This is a genomic window from Streptomyces sp. NPDC013157 (assembly GCF_042899865.1).
GTDB lineage: Bacteria > Actinomycetota > Actinomycetes > Streptomycetales > Streptomycetaceae > Streptomyces.
In genome coordinates this window covers 1-20,905 of the sequence record NZ_JBIBAK010000017.1, presented here as the reverse complement: position 1 = coordinate 20,905, position 20,905 = coordinate 1, and the positions used below count along the sequence as shown (strand labels likewise).

16 protein-coding genes and 1 rRNA gene are annotated in these 20,905 nt (G+C 72.9%); 5 read left to right on the top strand and 12 right to left on the bottom strand.

Annotation, left to right across the window (positions count from 1 at the left end; genetic code table 11):
• Window positions 1-21: 21 nt before the first annotated feature.
• On the bottom strand, window positions 22-1,692 hold the full coding sequence (locus ACFY6U_RS38755; protein WP_390045972.1) for a CTP synthase: 1,671 nt from the start codon (window positions 1,690-1,692) through the stop codon (window positions 22-24).
• 517 nt (window positions 1,693-2,209) lie between these two features.
• Between ACFY6U_RS38755 and ACFY6U_RS38750 the strand changes: the two genes are divergently transcribed.
• The 3 genes from ACFY6U_RS38750 (at window position 2,210) to ACFY6U_RS38740 (ending at window position 7,290) form a co-directional block, all read left to right on the top strand.
• The gene (locus ACFY6U_RS38750) at window positions 2,210-4,012 is read left to right on the top strand and encodes a glycoside hydrolase family 15 protein (RefSeq protein WP_390046354.1); all 1,803 of its coding nucleotides are present in this window, start codon (window positions 2,210-2,212) and stop codon (window positions 4,010-4,012) included.
• Window positions 4,013-4,132: 120 nt separating this feature from the next.
• Window positions 4,133-5,482 carry an FAD-binding oxidoreductase gene (locus ACFY6U_RS38745; protein ID WP_390045970.1) on the top strand — a complete coding sequence of 450 codons (1,350 nt, stop codon included), beginning with the start codon at window positions 4,133-4,135 and terminating at the stop codon, window positions 5,480-5,482.
• Between the two features lie 167 nt (window positions 5,483-5,649).
• The gene (locus tag ACFY6U_RS38740; RefSeq protein ID WP_390045968.1) at window positions 5,650-7,290 is read left to right on the top strand and encodes a PucR family transcriptional regulator; all 1,641 of its coding nucleotides are present in this window, start codon (window positions 5,650-5,652) and stop codon (window positions 7,288-7,290) included.
• 22 nt (window positions 7,291-7,312) lie between these two features.
• Here the strand turns inward: ACFY6U_RS38740 and ACFY6U_RS38735 are convergent, their stop codons facing one another.
• From ACFY6U_RS38735 to ACFY6U_RS38715, 5 genes are all read right to left on the bottom strand, one after another.
• The gene (locus tag ACFY6U_RS38735) at window positions 7,313-8,449 is read right to left on the bottom strand and encodes a glycosyltransferase family 4 protein (RefSeq protein WP_390045966.1); all 1,137 of its coding nucleotides are present in this window, start codon (window positions 8,447-8,449) and stop codon (window positions 7,313-7,315) included.
• Window positions 8,450-8,781: 332 nt separating this feature from the next.
• A complete protein-coding gene (gene recN, locus ACFY6U_RS38730; protein WP_390046352.1) occupies window positions 8,782-10,500 on the bottom strand; it encodes a DNA repair protein RecN in 1,719 nt (572 codons plus the stop codon).
• Window positions 10,501-10,779: 279 nt separating this feature from the next.
• On the bottom strand, window positions 10,780-11,685 hold the full coding sequence (locus ACFY6U_RS38725; protein ID WP_293991976.1) for an NAD kinase: 906 nt from the start codon (window positions 11,683-11,685) through the stop codon (window positions 10,780-10,782).
• Window positions 11,682-12,497 (bottom strand): TlyA family RNA methyltransferase, encoded by an 816-nt coding sequence (locus ACFY6U_RS38720; RefSeq protein ID WP_390045964.1) that lies wholly within the window; start codon window positions 12,495-12,497, stop codon window positions 11,682-11,684. The genes ACFY6U_RS38725 and ACFY6U_RS38720 overlap by 4 nt, the downstream gene beginning before the upstream one ends.
• A 7-nt stretch (window positions 12,498-12,504) precedes the next feature.
• Complete coding sequence (locus tag ACFY6U_RS38715; protein WP_390045962.1) at window positions 12,505-12,846, bottom strand: hypothetical protein; 342 nt, start codon at window positions 12,844-12,846, stop codon at window positions 12,505-12,507.
• 42 nt (window positions 12,847-12,888) lie between these two features.
• On the opposite strand from ACFY6U_RS38715, the gene ACFY6U_RS38710 reads away from it, so the two are divergent.
• Window positions 12,889-13,236: an SCP2 sterol-binding domain-containing protein gene (locus tag ACFY6U_RS38710; protein ID WP_390045960.1), complete on the top strand. Its 348-nt coding sequence runs from the start codon at window positions 12,889-12,891 to the stop codon at window positions 13,234-13,236.
• On the opposite strand, the gene ACFY6U_RS38705 is transcribed toward ACFY6U_RS38710, so the two are convergent.
• From ACFY6U_RS38705 to ACFY6U_RS38690, 4 genes are all read right to left on the bottom strand, one after another.
• Entirely contained in the window at window positions 13,220-14,086 is an 867-nt protein-coding gene (locus ACFY6U_RS38705; RefSeq protein ID WP_390045958.1) for an ABC transporter ATP-binding protein, read from the bottom strand. The genes ACFY6U_RS38710 and ACFY6U_RS38705 overlap by 17 nt on opposite strands.
• Window positions 14,083-15,132, bottom strand: coding sequence for a FecCD family ABC transporter permease (locus ACFY6U_RS38700; RefSeq protein ID WP_390045956.1), 1,050 nt, complete (start codon window positions 15,130-15,132; stop codon window positions 14,083-14,085). The genes ACFY6U_RS38705 and ACFY6U_RS38700 overlap by 4 nt, the downstream gene beginning before the upstream one ends.
• The gene (locus tag ACFY6U_RS38695) at window positions 15,129-16,172 is read right to left on the bottom strand and encodes a FecCD family ABC transporter permease (RefSeq protein WP_390045954.1); all 1,044 of its coding nucleotides are present in this window, start codon (window positions 16,170-16,172) and stop codon (window positions 15,129-15,131) included. Before ACFY6U_RS38695 ends, ACFY6U_RS38700 begins: the two co-directional genes overlap by 4 nt.
• Window positions 16,173-16,267: 95 nt before the next feature.
• A complete protein-coding gene (locus tag ACFY6U_RS38690) occupies window positions 16,268-17,296 on the bottom strand; it encodes an HAD-IIA family hydrolase (protein ID WP_390045952.1) in 1,029 nt (342 codons plus the stop codon).
• Between the two features lie 94 nt (window positions 17,297-17,390).
• Here ACFY6U_RS38690 and ACFY6U_RS38685 point away from each other — a divergent pair, with 94 nt between their 5' ends.
• Window positions 17,391-18,674, top strand: a complete 1,284-nt coding sequence (locus ACFY6U_RS38685; RefSeq protein ID WP_390045950.1) for a DUF1015 family protein — start codon at window positions 17,391-17,393, stop codon at window positions 18,672-18,674.
• Window positions 18,675-18,749: 75 nt separating this feature from the next.
• Here ACFY6U_RS38685 and ACFY6U_RS38680 read toward each other — a convergent pair whose 3' ends face one another.
• The gene (locus ACFY6U_RS38680; protein WP_390046350.1) at window positions 18,750-19,520 is read right to left on the bottom strand and encodes a tetratricopeptide repeat protein; all 771 of its coding nucleotides are present in this window, start codon (window positions 19,518-19,520) and stop codon (window positions 18,750-18,752) included.
• 1,298 nt (window positions 19,521-20,818) lie between these two features.
• A 5S ribosomal RNA gene (gene rrf / locus ACFY6U_RS38675) occupies window positions 20,819-20,905 on the bottom strand; the annotation flags it as partial.

Genomic DNA, 20,905 nt, shown 5'->3' with positions numbered 1-20,905 from the left:
GGCCACCGTACAACTGGTGTGTTACTTCGAATTCGCCTGCTCGCCCTCGGCCTGCTGACGCGCGACGGCCGCCTTCACCAGGCCCGCGAAGAGCGGGTGCGGGCGGGTCGGGCGGGAGCGCAGCTCCGGGTGGGCCTGGGTGGCGACCAGGTAGGGGTGGACGTCGCGCGGGTACTCGACGTACTCGACGAGCTTGCCGTCCGGGGAGGTGCCGGAGAACTGGATGCCGGCCTTCTTCTCCAGCTCCGCGCGGTAGGCGTTGTTGACCTCGTAGCGGTGCCGGTGGCGCTCCTCGACGTACTCCTTGCCGTCGTAGACCTCGCGCACGATGGAACCCTCGGCCAGCTTGGCCGGGTACATGCCCAGGCGCATGGTGCCGCCCATGTCGCCCTCGCCGGCGACGATGTCCAGCTGCTCGGCCATGGTGGAGATGACCGGGTGGCCGGTGGCCGAGTCGAACTCGGTGGAGTTGGCGTCCGGGATGCCGGCCAGGTTGCGCGCGGCCTCGATCACGATGCACTGCAGGCCCAGGCAGAGGCCGAGCAGCGGGATCCGGTTCTCGCGGGCGTAGCGGATGGCGCCGACCTTGCCGAGCACACCGCGGTCGCCGAAGCCGCCCGGGATGCAGATGCCGTCGACGTCGGCGAGCTGGGCCGCCGCGCCGGCCGGGGTCCGGCAGTCGTCCGACGTCACCCACTTGATCTTCACACGGGCCTTGTTGGCGAAGCCGCCGGCGCGCAGCGCCTCGGTGACCGAGAGGTAGGCGTCGGGCAGGTCGATGTACTTGCCGACCAGCGCGAGGGTGATCTCGTGGTCGGGGTTGTGGACGCGGTCGAGCAGGTCGTCCCAGGTCCGCCAGTCCACGTCCCGGAACGGCAGGTCCAGCTTGCGGACGACGTAGGCGTCCAGGCCCTCGCCGTGCACGGTCTTCGGGATGTCGTAGATCGAGCGGGCGTCCGGGCAGGCCACGACGGCGGCCTCGTCGACGTCGCACATGAGCGAGATCTTGCGCTTGATGGCGGTGGGGACCTCGCGGTCGCAGCGCAGCACGATCGCGTCCGGCTGGATGCCGATGTTCCGCAGGGCGGCCACGGAGTGCTGGGTGGGCTTGGTCTTCAGCTCGCCGGAGGGACCGATGTACGGCAGGAGCGAGATGTGCACCACGAAGACGTTGTCACGGCCGACCTCGTGCCGGACCTGGCGGACGGTCTCCAGGAAGGGCAGCGACTCGATGTCGCCGACCGTGCCGCCCACCTCGGTGATGACGACGTCGACCTCGTCGGTGGCCATGCGGCGGATGCGGTGCTTGATCTCGTTGGTGATGTGCGGGATGACCTGGACGGTGTCGCCCAGGTACTCGCCACGCCGTTCCTTGGCGATCACCGTGGAGTAGACCTGACCCGTGGTGACGTTGGCGGAGCCGTCCAGGTCGCGGTCAAGGAAACGCTCGTAGTGGCCGATGTCCAGGTCTGTCTCGGCACCGTCGTTGGTGACGAACACCTCACCGTGCTGGAAGGGGTTCATCGTGCCCGGGTCGACGTTCAGGTACGGGTCGAGCTTCTGCATCACGACGCGCAGGCCCCGGGCCTTGAGCAGCATGCCCAGGCTGGAGGCCGTCAGGCCCTTGCCGAGCGAGGAGGCGACACCCCCGGTGACGAAGATGTGCTTGGTCGTCGTAGATTTCGGCGGCATGGCCAAGAGGGGGCTCCCGTGGTCGCGGTCTGTCGTGCGGTACGGCTGCCGTCCTGGAGTTTCCGGGGTGGTGCCGTCGCTGCGGTTCGGGGGATTCACGCCCACCGGTCCACGGGCTACCAGGGTATCAGCGCCGCGGAGAGATGGCTTCCGGCCACGTTCCGTACACAGGTCGGCACGGACATGGAGCCTCCCTTACCGGCTTTTCACCCAGGGCTCACCCGTTCGGCCCACACAGGTTGCCCGGAGCGGCACGCAGATCATCTACGTGCGTCGTATCCTGCTCGGACACTCGCTGCCGAGCCCGGCCGGAGAAGACGGCACACCCCCGCCCGTAACTCCCGGAACAACGAGAGCTTGGCAGTTCGTTGAGCTATGACTGTCGTTTTGCCTCCGGGCAGGGCGGGCTGCTTTGCTTCACCGCTCAACGACGCACAACAACAACCCCCCTTGACCGCACTAGCGACAGCCCCCCGTTTGCCTGGGGGGTGACGTGGCCGTTCGACTGGAGTTGCACGTGGCCGGGCGCATCGAAGACTACGCACTCATCGGAGACATGCAGACCGCTGCCCTGGTCTGCCGGGACGGCACAGTCGACTGGCTGTGCCTGCCCCGCTTCGACTCGCATGCCATCTTCGCCGGTCTGCTGGGCACCGAGGAACACGGCTTCTGGCGGCTCGGCCCGGCGCACGCGGCCGACTCCCAGCCGCCGACCGCGGCGCGCCGCACCTACCGGGGCGACTCACTGATCCTGGAGTCCGAGTGGGACACCCCGCGCGGCACGGTCCGGGTCACCGACTTCATGCCCCCGCGTGACGGCGCGCCCCAGCTGATCCGCATCGTCGAGGGCGTCACCGGCCGGGTGCCGATGCGCTCGGTGCTGCGGATGCGGTTCTCCTACGGCCGTGTCGTCCCCTGGGTGCACAAGCACGACGGCCGTACGGTCGCCGTCGCGGGCCCCGACTCGGTGTGGTTCGACACCTCGGCGGAGACCTACGGCAAGGCGCTGACCACGTACGCGGACTTCACGGTGGCCCCGGGTGACCGGATCGCGTTCACGATCTCCTGGGAGCCCTCGCACAAGGAGCCGCCCGCGCTGCCGGAGCCGGAGCAGTCGCTGCAGGCGACCGAGGACTTCTGGCGGGAGTGGGTCGAGCACTGCACCTACCACGGCCCGTACCGCGAGGCGGTGGTCCGCTCGCTGATCACGCTGAAGGCCCTGACCTACGCCCCCACCGGCGGCATCGTCGCGGCCCCCACCACCTCCCTGCCCGAGGACATCGGCGGCGTCCGCAACTGGGACTACCGCTACACCTGGCTCCGCGACGCGGCGATCACCCTGTCCTCCCTGCTGCGCACCGGCTACCGCGAGGAGGCCCGCGCCTGGCGCGAGTGGCTGCTGCGCGCGGTCGCCGGCGACCCCGAGAACCTGCAGATCATGTACGGCATCGCGGGCGAGCGGGAGCTGGGCGAGGCCGAGCTGGACTGGCTGCCCGGCTACGAGAACTCTGCGCCGGTCCGGGTCGGCAACGGCGCGGCGCACCAGCTCCAGCTCGACGTCTACGGCGAGGTCACCGAGGCCCTGCACCTGGCCCACATGACCGGCCTCGCCCGCAACGACTACGCCTCCCTCCTCCAGCTGAAGCTGATCCGCTACCTGGAGGACCACTGGGACGAGCCGGACGAGGGCATCTGGGAGGTGCGCGGGCCGCGCCGACACTTCGTGCACTCCAAGGTGATGGCCTGGGTCGCCGTGGACCGGACCATCAAGCTGATCGAGTCCGGGGACGCGGACGGCCCGCTGGAGCGCTGGAAGGAGCTGCGCGACGACATCCACCGGGACGTCTGCGAGCGGGGCTACGACAAGGAGCGCAACACCTTCACGCAGTCGTACGGCTCGCAGGAGCTGGACGCGTCGCTGCTGCTGATCCCCCAGATGGGTTTCCTGCCGCCGGACGACAAGCGGGTCATCGGCACCATCGAGGCGATCCAGCGGGAGCTGTCCACCTCGGACGGCTTCATCCTGCGCTACCCGACCTCGGGCGGCGACGAGGGCGTGGACGGCCTTCCCGGTGACGAGGGGGCGTTCCTGGCCTGCTCGTTCTGGATGGCCGACGACCTCGCGATGATCGGCCGCGTCGACGAGGCCCGCAAGCTGTTCGAGAAGCTGCTCGCGCTGCGCAACGACCTCGGGCTGCTGGCGGAGGAGTGGGATCCGCGGCTGAAGCGGCAGGTGGGGAACTTTCCGCAGGCGTTCAGTCATGTGCCGTTGATCGACACGGCGCTGCGGCTGACTGCGTCGGGCGCGTACGGGGGGTAGCGCCGCCGGTCGGCGGTTGTCCGCGGGTGCGTGGGGGCTGGTCGCGCAGTTCCTCCCCCCAGCCTTCGGCCGGGGGTACCCCCAGCGCCCCTGACGGGGCACTCCTGCTTAGGCTGGTATATGGCTCCCGGGTCGAAGGCACGCGCGGCACTCGTTGAGTTGCGTGAGGATCTGGTCGGCGGCGTGTTCGCCCCCGGGGACCCGGGGTACGACGAGGCCCGCACCGTTTTCAACGGCATGGTCGACCGGCGGCCGGCCGTGATCGCCCAGTGTGTGGACGACGCCGACGTGGTCCGTGCCGTGCGGTTCGGGCGGGAGCTGGATCTGCACATCGCGGTGCGCGGTGGCGGGCACAGCGTGGCGGGCTCGGCGGTTGCCGACGCCGCGCTGGTGGTGGATCTGCGCCGGATGAACGGGGTGACCGTCGACCCGGTGGCGGAGGCCGTACGGGTGCAGGGCGGGGCCGTGACGAGCCGTCTGGACCGGGCGGCCCAGGCCTACGGTCTCGCCACCACCGGTTCCCGGGGTTCCACCACCGGAGTCGGCGGTTTCGTGCTGGGCGGTGGGTCGGGGTGGCTGGACCGTGCCTTTGGCCTGGCCGCAGACAATCTGCTGGGCGTCGAGCTGGTGACCGCCGACGGTGAGCGCGTCCGCGCGGACGCCGACGAGAACCCGGAGCTGTTCTGGGCGCTGCACGGTGGCGGCGGGAACTTCGGCGTCGTCACCGCCCTCACGCTCCGGCTGCACGAACTGACGGTGTTCTCGGTCGCGCTGCTGCGGTACCCGCCGTCGTCCGGTCCGGACGTCGTCCGCGCCTTCCGCGAGGCCATCGGCACCGGTCCCCGGGAGGCGGGCGGCGCGGTGGCGTACCTCTCCGGCGCCGAGCCGGTGTGTACCGCGCTCGTGACCTACGCGGGCGGCGAGGAAGGGCTGCGCAAGGTCGCCGGCCCCCTGCTCACGCTGCCGCACGCGGCGGAGGCCGTCGGCCCGATGCCGTACAGCGAGGCGCAGTGTCTGCTCGACCTTCCGTCCGGGCTGAGGAACCACTGGTCGGCCGAGTGTCTGGCCGCTCTGCCCGACGAGGCGGTGGACGCCTGGTGCGGCTGTGCGGAGGGCATGCCGGTGTCGAGCGGCTCGCAGCATCTGTTGTTCCCGCTGGGCGGCGCGATCGCCTCGGGGCCGGCGGGGTATCCGGTGGCGTATCAGGACGCGGCCTGGGTGGTGCACCCCGTCGGGATCTGGGCGGACCCGGCCGACGACGAGCGGGCGATCGCCTGGGTGCGGGGCGTCCGTGCCGGGGTGCGGCCGTGGGCCACCGGCGCGGTCCCCCTGAACCTCGTCGGGGACGAGGGCCCGGAGCGGGTGCGGGCCGGTCTGGGCGTGGGGAACGCACTACGGCTCGGCAAGGTGAAGCGGCGGTGGGACCCCGACAACGTCTTCCGCTTCAACCACACCGTCAGGCCGCTCTGAGCAGCGCCCCAAAGGGGCGCTGGGTCCCCCGGCCGAAGGCTGGGGGAGGAACTGCGCGACCAGCCACGACGGCGCCGCGGTCGACAGACGGCATTGTCGCGGCACTTCCAGCGGAGCGCTCCCCCGCAAGGTGCCCTGAAGGCGTTCACCCGGGTAGCGTCCGCTCCATGGACAGCGGTAGGGGCAGCGGACCCGACGACCAGGGCGCCGGGATCACCGTGCAGCGGGCACTGGAGCTGCCCGGGCTGCGCAGCGGGCTGCCGGAGATCCTGGCGGGTGCCGACCGGCTGAGCCGCACCGTGCGCTGGGTGCACGCGGGCGAGGTGCCGAACATCGCCTCACTGCTGAAGGGCGGCGAACTGCTGCTGACCACCGGCTACGGCCTGGGCACCCGCCCCGCCGAGCAGCGGGCGTTCGTGCGCACGCTCGCCGAGCGGGGCATCGCCGCCCTGGTGGTGGAGCTGGGCGCGCGTTTCTCCCGGCTGCCCGCCACCCTCGTCGACACCGCCCGGGCGACCGGGCTGCCGCTGGTCGTGCTGCACCGCGAGGTGCCGTTCGTGACGGTGACGGAGGAGATCCACACCGAGATCGTCAACCACCACTACGCCCTCCTGCAGCGCGCCGAGGAGGTGCACCGCCGCTGCACCGAGGCCCTGCTGGGCGGCGGCGGGGTCCCCCAGGTGCTGGCCATCCTGGCCGACTTCGGCGGCAACCCGGTCTTCCTGGAGACCGCCGACGGCCAGCTCCTGTACGCCGCCGGTTCGGGGCCCGAGGGAGCCGACCCGCTCCAGGTGTGGGAGGGGCTGCGCGGCCAGCACAAGGACGCGCCGCCGACCGGGGTGGTCCTGGTGGACGTGCCCGGCGGGGGGCCGGGGGCGGGGTCGGTGCGCGCCCGGCTGGTCCTCCTGCCCGTCCGCGGGCCGCTCGCGCCCGTGCACCGGATCGCCGCGGAACGCGCCGCCGGCATCCTGGCCGTCGTGCTGATGCAGGCCCGTCAGGAGGAGGAGCTGGCGGCGCGCGGGCGCGGCGACTTCCTGACCGACCTCGCCGAGGGCCGCATCTCCGCCGAGGACGCCCCGGCGCAGGCAAGGGTCCTCGGTTTCAAGCCCGGCAGCAGCCCGCTGCTGCCGGTGGTCATGCGGGTCGGCGACTCCCTGCCCCCCGGCGGCGGCTGGGCGGTGCTGGCCCGCGCGGTGGGTGAGGAACTCGCCACCGTGGGCGTGCCCGTCCTGCTCGGCGTACGACCGGTCGAGGGCCGCGTCCCGCTGCTCCTGGGCCTGCGCTCGGAGGCGGAGCGGACCACGGTCGCGGACCGGGTCGCGGCGGTGCTCAGGGCAGGGGTGGAACGCGCCGGGATGCAGCGCCCCGGAGCCGCTCCGCCGGTCGTGGTGGTCGGCGCGGCCGGCGGCTGGGCGGCGGTGTCCGCGGGCCTGCGGCACGCGGCGGAGACGGCGACCGCGGCCCAGGGCCTCTCCGACCGGCCCTGGTTCGACGCCCGCCGTCTCGACATCGACCTCCTCCTGTGGCGGCTGCGCGACCATCCCGACCTGGCGGCGTTCGTCGACCGCGCGATCGGCCCGCTGCGCGACCACGACCACCGCTCCAAGCCGCCGCTGCTGCCGACCCTGGAGACCTACCTGGCGCACGCGGGCCGCAAGGCGGAGACGGCCCGTGAACTCCACCTCAACCGGCAGACCCTCTACAACCGGCTCGCCCGCATCGGGGAGTTGCTGGGCACGGACCTCGACGACCCGCAGGTGGTCATGGCGTTGAGCCTGGCGCTGCGGGCCCGCCGGCACGTCCCCTAGGGCCCGAGGCGCCCGGCAGGTCCTACGGAAGAGGCCGGGGCTGCGTCAACTCGTCGTACACGCTCAGCACTTGGGCCACGGTCTCGTCCTCCGTGGGCCAGCTCGCCGCCTGCCGGGAACCCCGCTCGCGCAGCTCCGCACAGCGCTCGGGGTCGTCGAGCAGCCGTACGACGGCGTCGGCGAGGGCCCGTGCGTCGCCGTACGCGACCAGCTCGGCCGCGTCCCCCACCAGGTCGGGGATACCGCCGACGGAGGTCGCGACGAGCGGCACGCGCGCGTGCAGGGCCTCCTGGGCGAGGACGGAGCGGGACTCCCAACTGCTGGGCAGCAGCGCCAGATCGGCGGCGGCGAGTAGTTCCGTGACGTCGTCGCGGCGTCCGATCAGCCGCACGGGCAGCTCCTCGTCCTCGATCCGACGCTGCAACGCCGGGCGCAGCGGCCCCTCGCCGGCGACGACGAGGAGCGGTACGGGATCGAGGCGGCACCAGGCACGCGCCGCGTCCAGCAGGACGTCGTAGCCGCGGTGCCGGTCGAGGGAGCCGACGGCGATGAGCAACGGCCGCCCCATGGCGCCGAGTTCGGCACGGACCTTGGGCCGCAGCAGCTCCGCCTCGTCCTGGTCCGCGGGCCGCCGCAGGCCGGGCAGCGCCACGGCGGCCAGCCGGGCGTCCCGGGCGCCGGTGCGGCGGGCCCGGTCCACCAGGTCGGAGGTGGTCCCGAGCACCACGGTGGCCGCCCGTACCACCCGCCGCTCCAGCATCCGCAGCAGATGCGCCCGGGCGCCTTCGGCATGCGCCCGGTTGTGCCAGGTGACGACGAGCGGGGTGCTGCGGCCGCTCAGCGCCAGCGCCGCGCGGAAGGAGGCGTGCAGGCCGTGGGCGTGCACCAGGTCGGCGTCCGTGCAGGCCGCGCGGAGCGCCGCCACCGACCCCGGGTCACTGCTGCGCGGCACGTGCACGTGATCGGCGCCGACGCCCGAGAAGCCGTAGGTGTGATCGGCCTCGGCGGGGGCGCACACCGTGACCCGCACGCCCCGCGCGACGAGGCCGGCGGCCAGCGAACGCACGTGCACACTGCTGCCGGCGTTGCCACCGCCCAGCACCTGCACGGTGCGCAGCGGCGACTGACCGTGCGGTGCGTTGCTGCTCACGGGGCTCACGCGGCCGGGGCTCCTGGTTCGGCGTGGGGCGGTCACGAGGGAACGTACAGAAGGTATCGGGGCCGAGGGCATCACCGCGCGCGCCTCCCCCGGACACCGCGTTCCCCTCAAGGATGCCAGCACACAGGGGTGTTCCGGGCACTCGGGGAAGGCACATACCGAGGCGGGCCGGGGCAATGCGCCGGACTGTGTCACCCGGGAGGGTGACGAAAGCGCCGCCGCGGAGGAAGCGGCCGGCAGCTTCCGGCCGGCTGAGGGAAAGGCGGGGCGGCCGGGGAACGGCCGGGGGGACGGGTGACGCACCGCCGCCCGCCCCCTCGGTCAGCGGTGCGTCAGCGGTCCGCCCGTGCCGTCGCCAGCAGTTCCTCGGCGTGCGCCCGTGCCGTCTCCGAGTCCTCCTGGCCCGCCAGCATGCGGGACAGCTCCCGTACCCGCTCCTCGCCCTCGAGGACCTTCACGCCCGACCGGGTGACCGAGCCGTCGTTGGTCTTCTCGACCAGCAACTGGCGGTCGGCGAAGGCGGCGACCTGGGGAAGGTGCGTGACGACGACCACCTGCGCGGACCTGGCGAGCTTGGCCAGGCGCCGGCCGATCTCCACCGCCGCCTTGCCGCCCACGCCCGCGTCGACCTCGTCGAAGAGGTAGGTCGGGACCGGGTCGGTGCCCGCGAAGACGACCTCCACGGCGAGCATCACGCGGGACAGCTCACCGCCGGACGCACCCTTGGCGATGGGGCGGGGCGGGGCGCCGGGGTGCGGGGCGAGGAGCAGCTCGACCTCGTCGGCGCCCGCCGGGCCGTAGGCCACCGCCCGGCCGCCGACCTCCACGCCCTCCGGGTCCTCGGTCTGCCGGATGGCGAAGGACACGCGCGCGTGCGGCATCGCCAGGGAGCCCAGCTCGGCGGTGACGGCGGCCGCGAACCGTTCGGCGGCCTCGGTGCGCGCATCGGTCAAGGCCTGCGCGAGACCGCCCAGTTCGACCCGCAGGGCATCCCGCTCGGCGGTCAGCTCGTCGATCCGCTCGTCGTCGCCGTCGAGTTCGGTGAGCCGCGCGGCGCCCTGCTCGGCCCACGCCAGCACCGCATCGATGTTCTCACCGTACTTGCGGGTGAGCGCCGTGAGCGCGGCGCGCCGCTCCTCCACGGCCGCGAGCCGCAGCGGATCGGCGTCCAGGTCGTCGGCGTACCCGGCCAACTCGCCCGCCACGTCGCCCAGCAGGATCCCGACCTCGCCGATCCGGTCGGCGAGCGCGGCGAGCGCCGGGTCGTGCGACCGTACGGCCTCCAGGGCCCGGTGGGCGCCCGCGACGAGGGTGGCCGCGTCGATGCCCTCGGGATCCTCGGGGTTGCCCGCGAGCGCGGAGTGCGCGGCGGTCGCGGCGGACGACAGCGCCTCGGCGTGTCCGAGCCGCTCGGCCTCCTCGGCGAGCTCGGCGTCCTCGCCGGCCCGCGGCTCCACACCCGCGATCTCGTCCAGCCCGTAGCGCAGCATGTCGGCCTCCTGGGCCCGCTCACGCGCGCGCGTGACGATCTCCTCCAGCTCGACCGCCACGGCCCGCAGCCGCCGGTAGGCCTCGCCGTACTTGGCCAGCGGCACGGCGACCCCGTCGCCCGCGTACCGGTCGAGGGCCTGCCGCTGCCGGGACAGCTTCAGCAGCCCCTGCTGGTCGGTCTGCCCGTGCACGGCCACCAGGTCGTCGGCGAGGTCCGCGAGCAGCCCCACGGGCACGCTCCGCCCGCCCAGGTGCGCCCGCGAGCGCCCCTCGGCGGAAACGGTACGGCTGATCAGCAGCGCCCCGTCGTCCAGCTCGGCACCGGCCTCCTCGGCCCGTACGGCCGCCGAGGCTCCGGCGGGCACGGTGACCCGGCCCTCGACGACCGCCTTCTCGGACCCGATCCGCACGAGCGCGGGATCGGCCCGCCCACCGAGCAGCAGCCCCAGGCTGGTGACCACCATGGTCTTGCCCGCACCGGTCTCACCGGTGACGGCGGTGAACCCCGGCGACAACTCGACGACGGCATCGTCGATGACCCCGAGTGACCGTATCCGCATTTCTTCCAGCACGGGGAAGACCTTACGAGGTCGAGATGGCGAAGTGCGAGGCCCCCTGTCACCCGGGCGAGTGGAGAAACCGCGAGGGCTGGCCACCGGGGAGCGGAGGCGCCCCCGAAGGGGCGCGGGGCCGTACCAAGTCGCGGCTGCCGCCGCGCGGGCGCGACCGGCCACCTCCACACCCCGGCGACCGGACCTGCCCAGGGGCGCGGGGAACTGCGCGACCAGCCCCCACGCACCCGCAGCCGCCGACGCACCGAGACCGGCCCCCACGAACCGCTACTGCGGCGCCCCCCGCCACCCGGACACCGGCAAGGCGAACTTCGCCACCAGGCGGTCCGTGAACGACGCATGATGCAGCCGCGCCAGCCGCACCGGCACGGCCCCCCGCCGCACCTCGACCCGGGCCCCCGGCGGAAGCTCGACGGTCCGGCGCCCGTCGCACCACAGCACCCCCGGCTGGATGTGCGGCAGCACCTCCACCGCCAGCACCGAGTCCGGCGACGTCACCAACGGCTTCGCGAACAGCGCGTGCGCGGAGATCGGCACCATCAGCAGCGCCTCCACCTCCGGCCACACCACCGGCCCACCGGCGGAGAACGCATAGGCGGTGGACCCGGTCGGCGTCGACAGGACGATCCCGTCACAGCCGAACCCCGTCACCGGCCGCCCGTCGATCTCCAGCACCACTTCGAGGAGCTTCTCGGCGCCCGCCTTCTGCACGGCCGCCTCGTTCAGCGCCCAGTCGGTGTGCACGATGTCCCCGTTGCGGTGCACGACGACGTCGACGGTCATCCGCTCCTCGACCTCGTACGCCCGGCTCACCACCCGGTCCACGACCTTGTCGAGGTCGTCCCGCTCGGCCTCCGCGAGGAACCCGACGCTCCCGAGGTTGACGCCGAGCATCGGCACCCCGGACGCCCGCGCGAACTCGGCGCCGCGCAGCAGCGTCCCGTCACCGCCGAGCACGATCAGCAGCTCGCAGCCGTCGAGGCTGTGCGGCGAGGCCTCCTCGACGAGTTCGACCTCGTCGGGCAGCGGCAGGTCGCGGGCCTCGAAATCCAGGACCCGTACACCGACTCCGGCCGCCAGCAACCCCTTCACCACAAGCTCCGCGCTGCGGATCGCCGCGGGCCGCCCGGTGTGGGCCAGCAGAAAAACAGTACGAGCTCGGTTCTGTGTCAACGCGGCCCCTCCGCCACTGCACGGTCAACATCGGCCGGATCCAACTGGGGTGCGCCGGCCCGCAGCCACAGAAAGTACTCGACGTTGCCGGACGGCCCGGGCAGCGGACTGGCGGTGACACCGTTCACCCCGAGCCCCAGCTCCCACGCCTTCTCGGCAACCCCCCGCACGGCCTCCGCCCGCAGCTGCGGACTCCGCACGACTCCCCCGCTGCCCAGCCTCTCCTTGCCCACCTCGAACTGCGGCTTGACCATCATCACCAGGTCGGCGTCCGGCTTCACGCACCGCGCCAGGGCCGGCAGCACCAGCCCGAGCGGGATGAAGGACAGATCACCCACGACAAGATCCACAGGCTCCCCATCGATCGCTTCAAGCGTCAACTCGCGTACGTTCGTACGGTCCTTGACGGTGACGCGTTCATCGCTCTGCAGAGACCACGCGAGTTGGCCGTATCCGACGTCGACGGCGACGACGTGCGCGGCCCCCGCGCGCAGCAGCACATCGGTGAAGCCCCCGGTCGACGCCCCGGCGTCCAGCGCCCGCCGTCCCTCGACCACGAGGCCCTGCGGGACGAACACCGCCAGCGCGCCGGCGAGCTTGTGGCCGCCCCGCGACACGTACTCGGGATCGCTGTCGTCGGACTGGACGACGATGGCGGCGGCGGTCTCCACCTGGGTGGCCGGCTTGGTCGCGAGGGTCTTGCCGACGGTGACCCGCCCGGCGGCGATCAGCTGGCTGGCGTGCTCGCGCGAGCGCGCCAGCTTCCGGCGGACCAGCTCCGCGTCCAGACGGCGACGTGCGACTCCTGCCACGGTGGGTTCAGCTCCTGCTCTGGTGGTACGACGGTGCGGGCGCCCGGTGGCCGTGCGGCGGCGCGGGCGCCGGGGGGCCCGGAGGTCCCGGGCGGGTGTCGAGCGCGGTCAGCGCGTCGCGCAGCCCCCGGTGTACATCCTCGTACACCTCCAGATGCCCGTCCGTAGCGAGGTGGTCGGCGTCGGCCAGCCGGTCGAGCTGTGCGTCGACCTCGGCGTCGCCGGTGGGGGTGCGGGGGACGTTCAGCGGGGCGGGCGCGGCGGGGTCGTAATCGGGTTCGACGACGGCCGTTTCCTCGGCCTCCGTCACCGGGGCCGCCACCAGGCCTTCGGGCGCAGAGTCGGTCATGCCCCGACGCTACATCGAAGGCCTGGGGTACCGTCGATCGCGATGGCCACGATCGAGGAGTGCCGCGCCGCACTCGACAAGCTCTCGCACAGCATGGGCGGCGCCGAGGGCGACGTCCGCGCGGCCGCCGCGATGGACCGCACGGTCAGCTGCCACATCACCGACCTGGACGTCACCTTCGCGGGCCGGCTCACCGGCGGACGGATCGAGGTCGAGGAGACGTTCCCCGGCCCGCCGCGGGAGAAAGCGCAGATCAGACTCGCCATGGCCGGCGACGACCTGCTGGCCCTGGTCGACGGCGAGCTCAACTTCGCCGGCGCCTGGGGTTCGGGCCGGGTGAAGCTGGAGGCGAACCTGCTGGACCTGTTCCGGCTCAGGAAGCTGTTGTGACCCTGGCCTTGCGCGCCGCCGGCACCACCAGCGGGGTCCCCGTCTCCGGGTCGTCGATGACCTGGCAGCGCAGTCCGAAGACCTCCTCGACCAGTTCGGCGGTGACGACGTCGTTCGGGGCGCCCTCGGCGACGACCCGGCCGCTCTTCAGCGCGATGAGGTGGGTGGCGTACCGAGCCGCGTGGTTGAGGTCGTGCAGCACGGCGACCAGCGTCCGCCCCTGCTCCTCGTGGAGTTCGGCGCACAGGTCGAGGACGTCGATCTGGTGCTGGATGTCCAGGTAGGTGGTCGGCTCGTCGAGGAGCAGCAGCGGGGTCTGCTGGGCGAGCGCCATGGCGATCCAGACGCGCTGCCGCTGACCGCCGGAGAGTTCGTCGACGTAACGGTCGGCGAGTTCGGCGACGCCCGTCTGCTCCATCGACTCCTGGACGACCCGTTCGTCCTCGGCGGACCACTGGCGCAGGATGCCCTGGTGCGGGTAGCGGCCGCGGCCGACCAGGTCGCCGACGGTGATGCCGTCGGGCGCGAGGGACGACTGCGGGAGCAGGCCGAGCGTGCGGGCGACCTTCTTCGCGGGCATCGACTGGATGACCTGGCCGTCGAGCAGCACCCGGCCCTGGCTGGGCCTGAGCATCCGGGACAGCGCGCGCAGCAGCGTCGACTTGCCGCAGGCGTTGGGTCCGACGATCACCGTGAAGGAGTTGTCGGGGATCTCCACCGACAGCTGCTCGGCGATGACACGCTGGTCGTAGGCGAGGGTGACGTTCTCTGCGGACAGGCGGTTCACGGTGCTCCTCTTGCTGTCTGGCTCGCTGTCTGACGCGCGGTGCGGCTGGGGGGTCGCGCTCATATCCGGCCCGCCCGGCGCTCGGTGACGAGGAGCCAGAGCAGGTAGACCCCGCCGAGGACGCCGGTGACCACGCCCACGGGCAGCTGGTCGGCGCCGAAGGCGCGCTGGGAGGCCCAGTCGGCGGTGACCAGGAGGGTGGCGCCCATGCAGAGGGAGGGCACCAGGTTGGGGCCGGGCGAGCGGGTGAGGCGGCGGGCGAGCTGGGGGGCGGTGAGGGCCACGAAACTGACGGGACCGGCCGCGGCGGTGGCGGCCGCGGTCAGCAGGACGGCGGCCACCATCAGCAGCAGCCGCACCCGTTCGACCCGTACCCCGAGGGCGTTCGACACGTCGTCGCCCATCTCCATCATCCGCAGGCCCCGTGCATTGGCGAGGACCAGCGGCACGAGGACCGCGCACAGCGCGAGCAGCGGCCAGACCTGGCTCCAGTCCCGGCCGTCGAGGGAGCCGGTCATCCAGACGACCGCGCGGGTCGCGTCGACCAGGTCGGCCTTGGTGAGCAGATAGCCGTTGACCGCGGTGACGACCGCGGAGACGCCGATGCCGACCAGGACCAGCCGGTAGCCGTGCACGCCCTGCTTCCAGGCCAGGAGGTAGATGGCGAGGCCGGTCACCAGACCGCCGAGCAGCGCGCCGACGGTGACCTGGGCGGCGGTCCCGGACAGCAGCACGATGACGACGAGCGCGCCGGAGGTGGCGCCCTGCGAGAGGCCGAGCACGTCCGGGCTGCCCAGCGGGTTGCGGGAGATCGACTGGAACAGCGCGCCGCCGAGCCCGAGCGAGGCGCCGACCAGCAGACCGACCAGAACCCGCGGCAGCCGAAGCTCGTTGACGATGAAGTCCTGCCCGGCGGTGCCGTGCCCGGCCAGCGTCTTCAGAACGTCACCGAAGGAGATCGGGAAGTCTCCGGTGCCGATCAGTACGACACTCGCGGCGCACGCGGCCAGCAGCAGCGCGACGACAACGACCAGTGCGCGCACGCCGGTCCGCAGGGAGAGTCCGCCGGGGGTGCGTAGTGTAAGGGTGGTCTTCGCAGCGGTCCTCACAGTTGGGCCGTCCTCCGCCGTCGTACGAGAAGAATGAAGACCGGCCCGCCGATGATCGCGGTGACGACGCCGACCTGGAGCTCCGCGGGACGGGCCACGACCCGGCCGACGACATCGGCGCCGAGCAGCAGCACGGGCGACAGGACCGTCGCGTACGGCAGGATCCAGCGCAGGTCGGGGCCGGTGAACGAGCGCACGACGTGCGGGACCATCAGGCCGACGAAGGCGATCGGGCCGCAGGCGGCGGTGGCCGCGCCGCACAGCACGGTGGCGGCGAGCATGGCGAGGGCCCGGGTACGGCCCAGGTTGGCGCCGAGGGCGCGCGCGGTGTCGTCGCCCATCGCCACCGCGTTCAGCGGCCGGGCGAGGCCGAGGGCGAGCAGAGTGCCGGCCGCGAGGAACGGCAGCACCTGCAGGATCGTCGGGTTGCTCGCCGAGGCGAGCGAACCCACCGTCCAGAAGCGCAGCTTGTTGAGTGCCGCGTCGTCCGTGATCATCACGGCCTGGAGGTAGCCGTAGAGCGCGGCGCTGATCGCCGTACCGGCGAGCGCCAGCCGGACCGGTGTGGCGCCGCGGCTGCCGCCCAGGAACCACACCAGCGCGCCCACCGCGGCCGCCCCGAAGAAGGCGAACCACACATAGCCGCTGAGGGTGCTGACGCCGAAGTAGGTGATGGCGGTGACCACCGCGGCCGACGCGCCCGCGTTGATGCCGAGCAGGCCGGGGTCGGCGAGCGGGTTGCGGGTGAGCGCCTGGAGCACCGCCCCGGACAGGCCGAGGGCGGCTCCGGCCAGCAGGCCGAGGACGGTCCGCGACAGCCGCGCGTCGACGACGACGTCACCGTACGTCCCCGTGTCGTGGAACAGGCCGTGCCAGACCTGGTCCAGCGGCAGTTCCTTCGCCCCGATCGCGATGCTCGCCAAGGCGACGAGCAGCAGGATCACGACGGAGACGAGGAGCCCGAGGGCCCGGATCGCCCGACGGGTCGGGGGCGCGGCTGCGGTGGCCGCGCGCTGTTCGGGGGGACTGTCGACCAACACGAGGTTAGGTTAGCCTACCCTCGCCACATGCCTCGATGCCGTGTCCCGTGGGCCCCGGCGCCGACGCCGACAAGTCCCCGTCGAGTGCGGGGGTCTCAGAGCCCCAGCCGCGCCAGTGACTTGCCTCCGTCCAGCTCACAGGCGCCCTCCCCGGCCGCCGTCCAGGCCGCCGCGCACAGCGCCCGCAGCCCGTCCAGCGCCTCGCCGTCGCCCTCCAGCTCCAGCCGGTCGGCACCCGCCGTCGCCGTCCAGCCACCGCACCGGAAGCCGTCGCCGTCCGCCGTGACCTCCGGCTGCCCGGTGAGCAGCCCGCGCAGGTCGGCGTCGACATAGGTCGGCCGGTGCTGCGGCGGCGCGGCGAGCAACTGGCGCCCGTCGGTGACCCCGGTCAGTACGAGCAGCGAGTCGACCCCGCCGTTGAACGCGCCCTCGATGTCGGTGTCCAGCCGGTCCCCGACCACCAACGGCCGCTCCGCACCCGTGCGCAGGATCGTCTCCCGGTGCATCGGCGGCAGCGGCTTGCCCGCCACCTGCGGCTCGGCACCCGTAGCGATCCGGACCACCGCCACCGCCGCGCCGTTGCCCGGCGCGATCCCGCGCCCGCTCGGGATCGTCAGATCGGTGTTGGACGCGAACCACGGCACCCCGCGCGCGACGGCGTACGACGCCTCGGCGAACCGCCCCCAGGGCAGGTCGGGGCCGCCGTACCCCTGCACCACGGCCGCCGGATCGTCGTCGGCGGACTCCACCGGCTCAAGACCCCGCTCCCGCAGCGCGGCCCGCAGCCCCTCCCCGCCGATCACCAGCACCCGCGCCCCGGCCGGCACCTGCTCACTGATCAGCCGCGCGACCGCCTGCGCCGAGGTGATGACATCACCGGCCCCCGTCGGGATGCCCAGCTCGGTGAGGTGCTCGGCCACCGCGTCCGGCGTCCGCAGCGCGTTGTTGGTGACGTACGCCAGACGCATGCCGCCCGCGCGGGCGACCTCCAGCGACTCCACAGCGTGCGCGATCGCACTGCCGCCCGCGTACACCACACCGTCCAGATCGAGCAGCGCCGTGTCATACGCCGTGCTCAGGGCCTGTCCGCTGCCCTCGGGACCAGTCCTGACGCCCTGGCTCATCCCCATCGCTCCTCGTCACTCCTCGTCACTTTTCGTCCGCCCGCCTTTCACCGTCGATCATCCCGCACGCCACTGACACACGTACGATGCCGGGATGAACACTGCAGGTCACTCGGAAGCAACGGAGCGCCGAGGCCTGGAACTCACCCCGTTCCGAGGCCTTCGCTACGACCCGGACCGGGTCGGCAGTTTGGCCGCCGTCACCTCCCCGCCGTACGACGTCGTCGTGCGCCCCGACGGCGTACACCATCTCCAGTCCGCCGACCCGCACAACATCGTCCGCCTCATCCTCCCCCAGGCCGGTACCCCCAGCGCCGGTACCGAACAGGCGGCCGACACCCTCCGCCGCTGGCAGGACGAGGGCATCCTCGCCACGGATCCCGAACCGGGCCTGTACGTCTACGAACAGCACGACGGAAACGGCCTGCTCCAGCGCGGGGTGATCGGCGCCCTGCGGGTCTCGGAGCCGTCCGAGGGCGTGGTGCTCCCGCACGAGGAGGTCATGCCCCCGGTCGTCGCCGACCGCGCGGCCCTGATGCGCGCCACCTCGGCGAACCTCGAACCCCTCCTGCTCACCTACCGGGGCAACGGCGCGGCCGCCGAGGTCGTCGAAGCGGTGGCCGAGCGCCCCCCGCTCCTCGCCACCACCACGGAGGACGGTTTCCACCACCGCCTCTGGTCGATCACCGACCCCGCCGAGCTGGCCCTCGTCCAGTCGGACCTGGCCCACCGCCAGGCTCTGATCGCCGACGGCCACCATCGCTGGGCCACCTACTTGCGTCTACGCGCGGAGCATCCCTCTCCGAGCCCCTGGGACTACGGCCTGGTCCTCCTCGTCGACACCGCCCGCTACCCGCTGCGCGTCCGCGCCATCCACCGCCTGCTGCACGGCCTGCCGGTGGCGGAGGCGCTGGAGCACGTCAAGGGCCTGTTCCGGGTACGACGGCTCGACGTCTCCCTGCCGGCGGCCCAGGAGGCGCTGGCGGACGCGGCCTGCGCCGGCAACGCGTTCCTGCTGGCAGGCGACGGTGCGTTCCATCTCATCGACCGCCCGGACCCGGACCTCCTGGCCCGTACGATCCCCGACGACCGCCCGGCCGCCTGGCGCACCCTGGACGCCACCGTCCTGCACGCCACGCTCCTCGACCACGTCTGGCGCATCCCCGAGGACTCGCCCGCGCACATCGCGTACATCCACGACACGGCGGCGACGGTCGCCAAGGCCGAACGCGACGGCGGTACGGCCGTCCTCATGCACCCGGTCCGCGAGGAGGTCGTCCGCGACCTGGCCCGCCAGGGTGTGACGATGCCCCGCAAGTCGACGTCGTTCGGCCCGAAGCCGGCATCCGGGCTGGTACTGCGGGCGCTCGACGTCTGACACAGAGAGGGCGGACCCCGGTCGGGGTCCGCCCTCTCTGTGTCAGTGACGTGTCAGTGACTCAAGACGCCGAGCTCAGTCCTTCTCGCCCTCGGACTCGACGCCGGTCTCGGTCTCGGTCTGCGTCTCGGTCCCCGTCCCGTCGGAGGCCTCCTCGGACTCCTCCTCGTCCAGAGCGTCGACGAACTCGACCCCGTCCAGCTCGGCCAGCCGGTCGGAGGCGTCCGTGCTGCCGTCCCGGTCGGCCTCCACGGCCTTGGCGAACCACTCCCGCGCCTCGTCGGCACGCCCGGCGGCGAGCAGGGCGTCGGCGTAGGCGTACCGCAGCCGCGCGGTCCACGGCTGTACGGAGTTGGAGGCCAGCTCGGGGCTCTGCAGCGTCACGATCGCCGCGTCCAGCTGCCCCATGTCACGCCGGGCACCGGCGGCGACGAGCCGCATCTCGACCTGGCCGGCCTTGTCGAGCTTGTGCACCTCGGGGGCGCCGGCCATGTCCAGCGCCTTCTCCGGCCGCCCGAGCCCACGCTCGCAGTCGGCCATCACCGGCCACAGGTCGACGCTGCCGGTCATGCGCCGGGCGGCCCGGAACTCGGCCAGCGCCTCGGAGTACTTCTGGTTCGCGTACGCGGCGAACCCGGCGGCCTCGCGTACGGCGGCGACACGGGAGGCCAGCCGCAGGGCCACCTTGGAGTAGCCGTAAGCGCCCTCGGGGTCGTCGTCGATGAGCCGGGCGACCATCACCAGGTTCCTGGCGACATCGTCCGCGAGCGTCTTGGGCAGGCTCTGCAGCTCCTGCCGTACGTCCTTGTCGATCTCCTCGCCGGTGACGTCCTCGGGGATGGGCAGGCGCTTGATCGGCTCACGGTCCCGGTCCCGGTCGTCACGGAAGCGGCCGCCGCCGCGGCGGTCGTCACGCCGGTCATCACGCCGGTCGTCACGCCGGTCGTCACGGCCGCGGTAGCCGCCACCGCGGCTGTCGTCCCGACGGCCGTACCCGCCGCCACCGCGATTGTCGTCGCGGCGGGGGCCACGGTCCCGGTCATCGCGCCGCCCGTAGCCACCCCGGTCGCCGCCGCGGTCGTCGCGCTGGAACCCCGGGCGGGAGCCGCGGTTGTCGTCACGCCGGCCGTACCCGCTGCCACCGCGGTTGTCATCGCGCCGGTCGTCACGACGGGGGTAACCGCCGCGGTCGCCGCGGTCGTCGCGGTCGTCACGCCGGAAAGCGGGACGGTCACCACGGTCGTCACGCCGGTCATCACGGCGATCGTCGCGACGGTCATCACGACGGAAAGCAGGACGGTCCCCACGGTCGTCACGACGAGGACCACGGTCCCGGTCGTCACGCCGCCCGTAGCCACCCCGGTCGCCGCCGCGGTCGTCGCGCTGGAACCCCGGGCGGGAGCCGCGGTTGTCGTCACGCCGGCCGTACCCGCTGCCACCGCGGTTGTCATCGCGCCGGTCGTCACGACGGGGGTAACCGCCGCGGTCGCCGCGGTCGTCGCGGTCGTCACGCCGGAAAGCGGGACGGTCACCACGGTCGTCACGCCGGTCATCACGGCGATCGTCGCGACGGTCATCACGACGGAAAGCAGGACGGTCCCCACGGTCGTCACGACGAGGACCACGGTCCCGGTCGTCACGCCGCCCGTAGCCACCCCGGTCGCCGCCGCGGTCGTCGCGCTGGAACCCCGGGCGGGAGCCGCGGTTGTCGTCACGCCGGCCGTACCCGGCACCGCCCCGGTTGTCATCGCGCCGGTCGTCACGACGGGGGTAACCGCCGCGGTCGTCACGGCGGTCGTCTCGGCGGTCGTCTCGGCGCTCGTCACTGCGACGATCGTCCCGACGGCCGTACCCCGCACCGCGGTTGTCGTCGCGGCGGCCGTACCCGGCACCGCCCCGGTTGTCGTCACGACGGTCGTCGCGACGGGGGTAACCGCCGCGGTCCCCACGGTCGTTGCGGTCTCCGCGGTACCCGCCACGCTCGCCGCGGTCACCACTGTCCCGTCGCCGCTGGTCGCGCTCCGGTCGGTCGTCGGGAGAGTTGGTGGACATGGTGACTCCTGTCTTCGGTACCGCAAGCATTGTAAAAACAAAAGGACCCCTGGTCCCAGCTGAACGCTGGGACCAGGGGTCCTCCAAAGATTGTTCGGCGGTGTCCTACTCTCCCACAGGGTCCCCCCTGCAGTACCATCGGCGCTGTGAGGCTTAGCTTCCGGGTTCGGAATGTAACC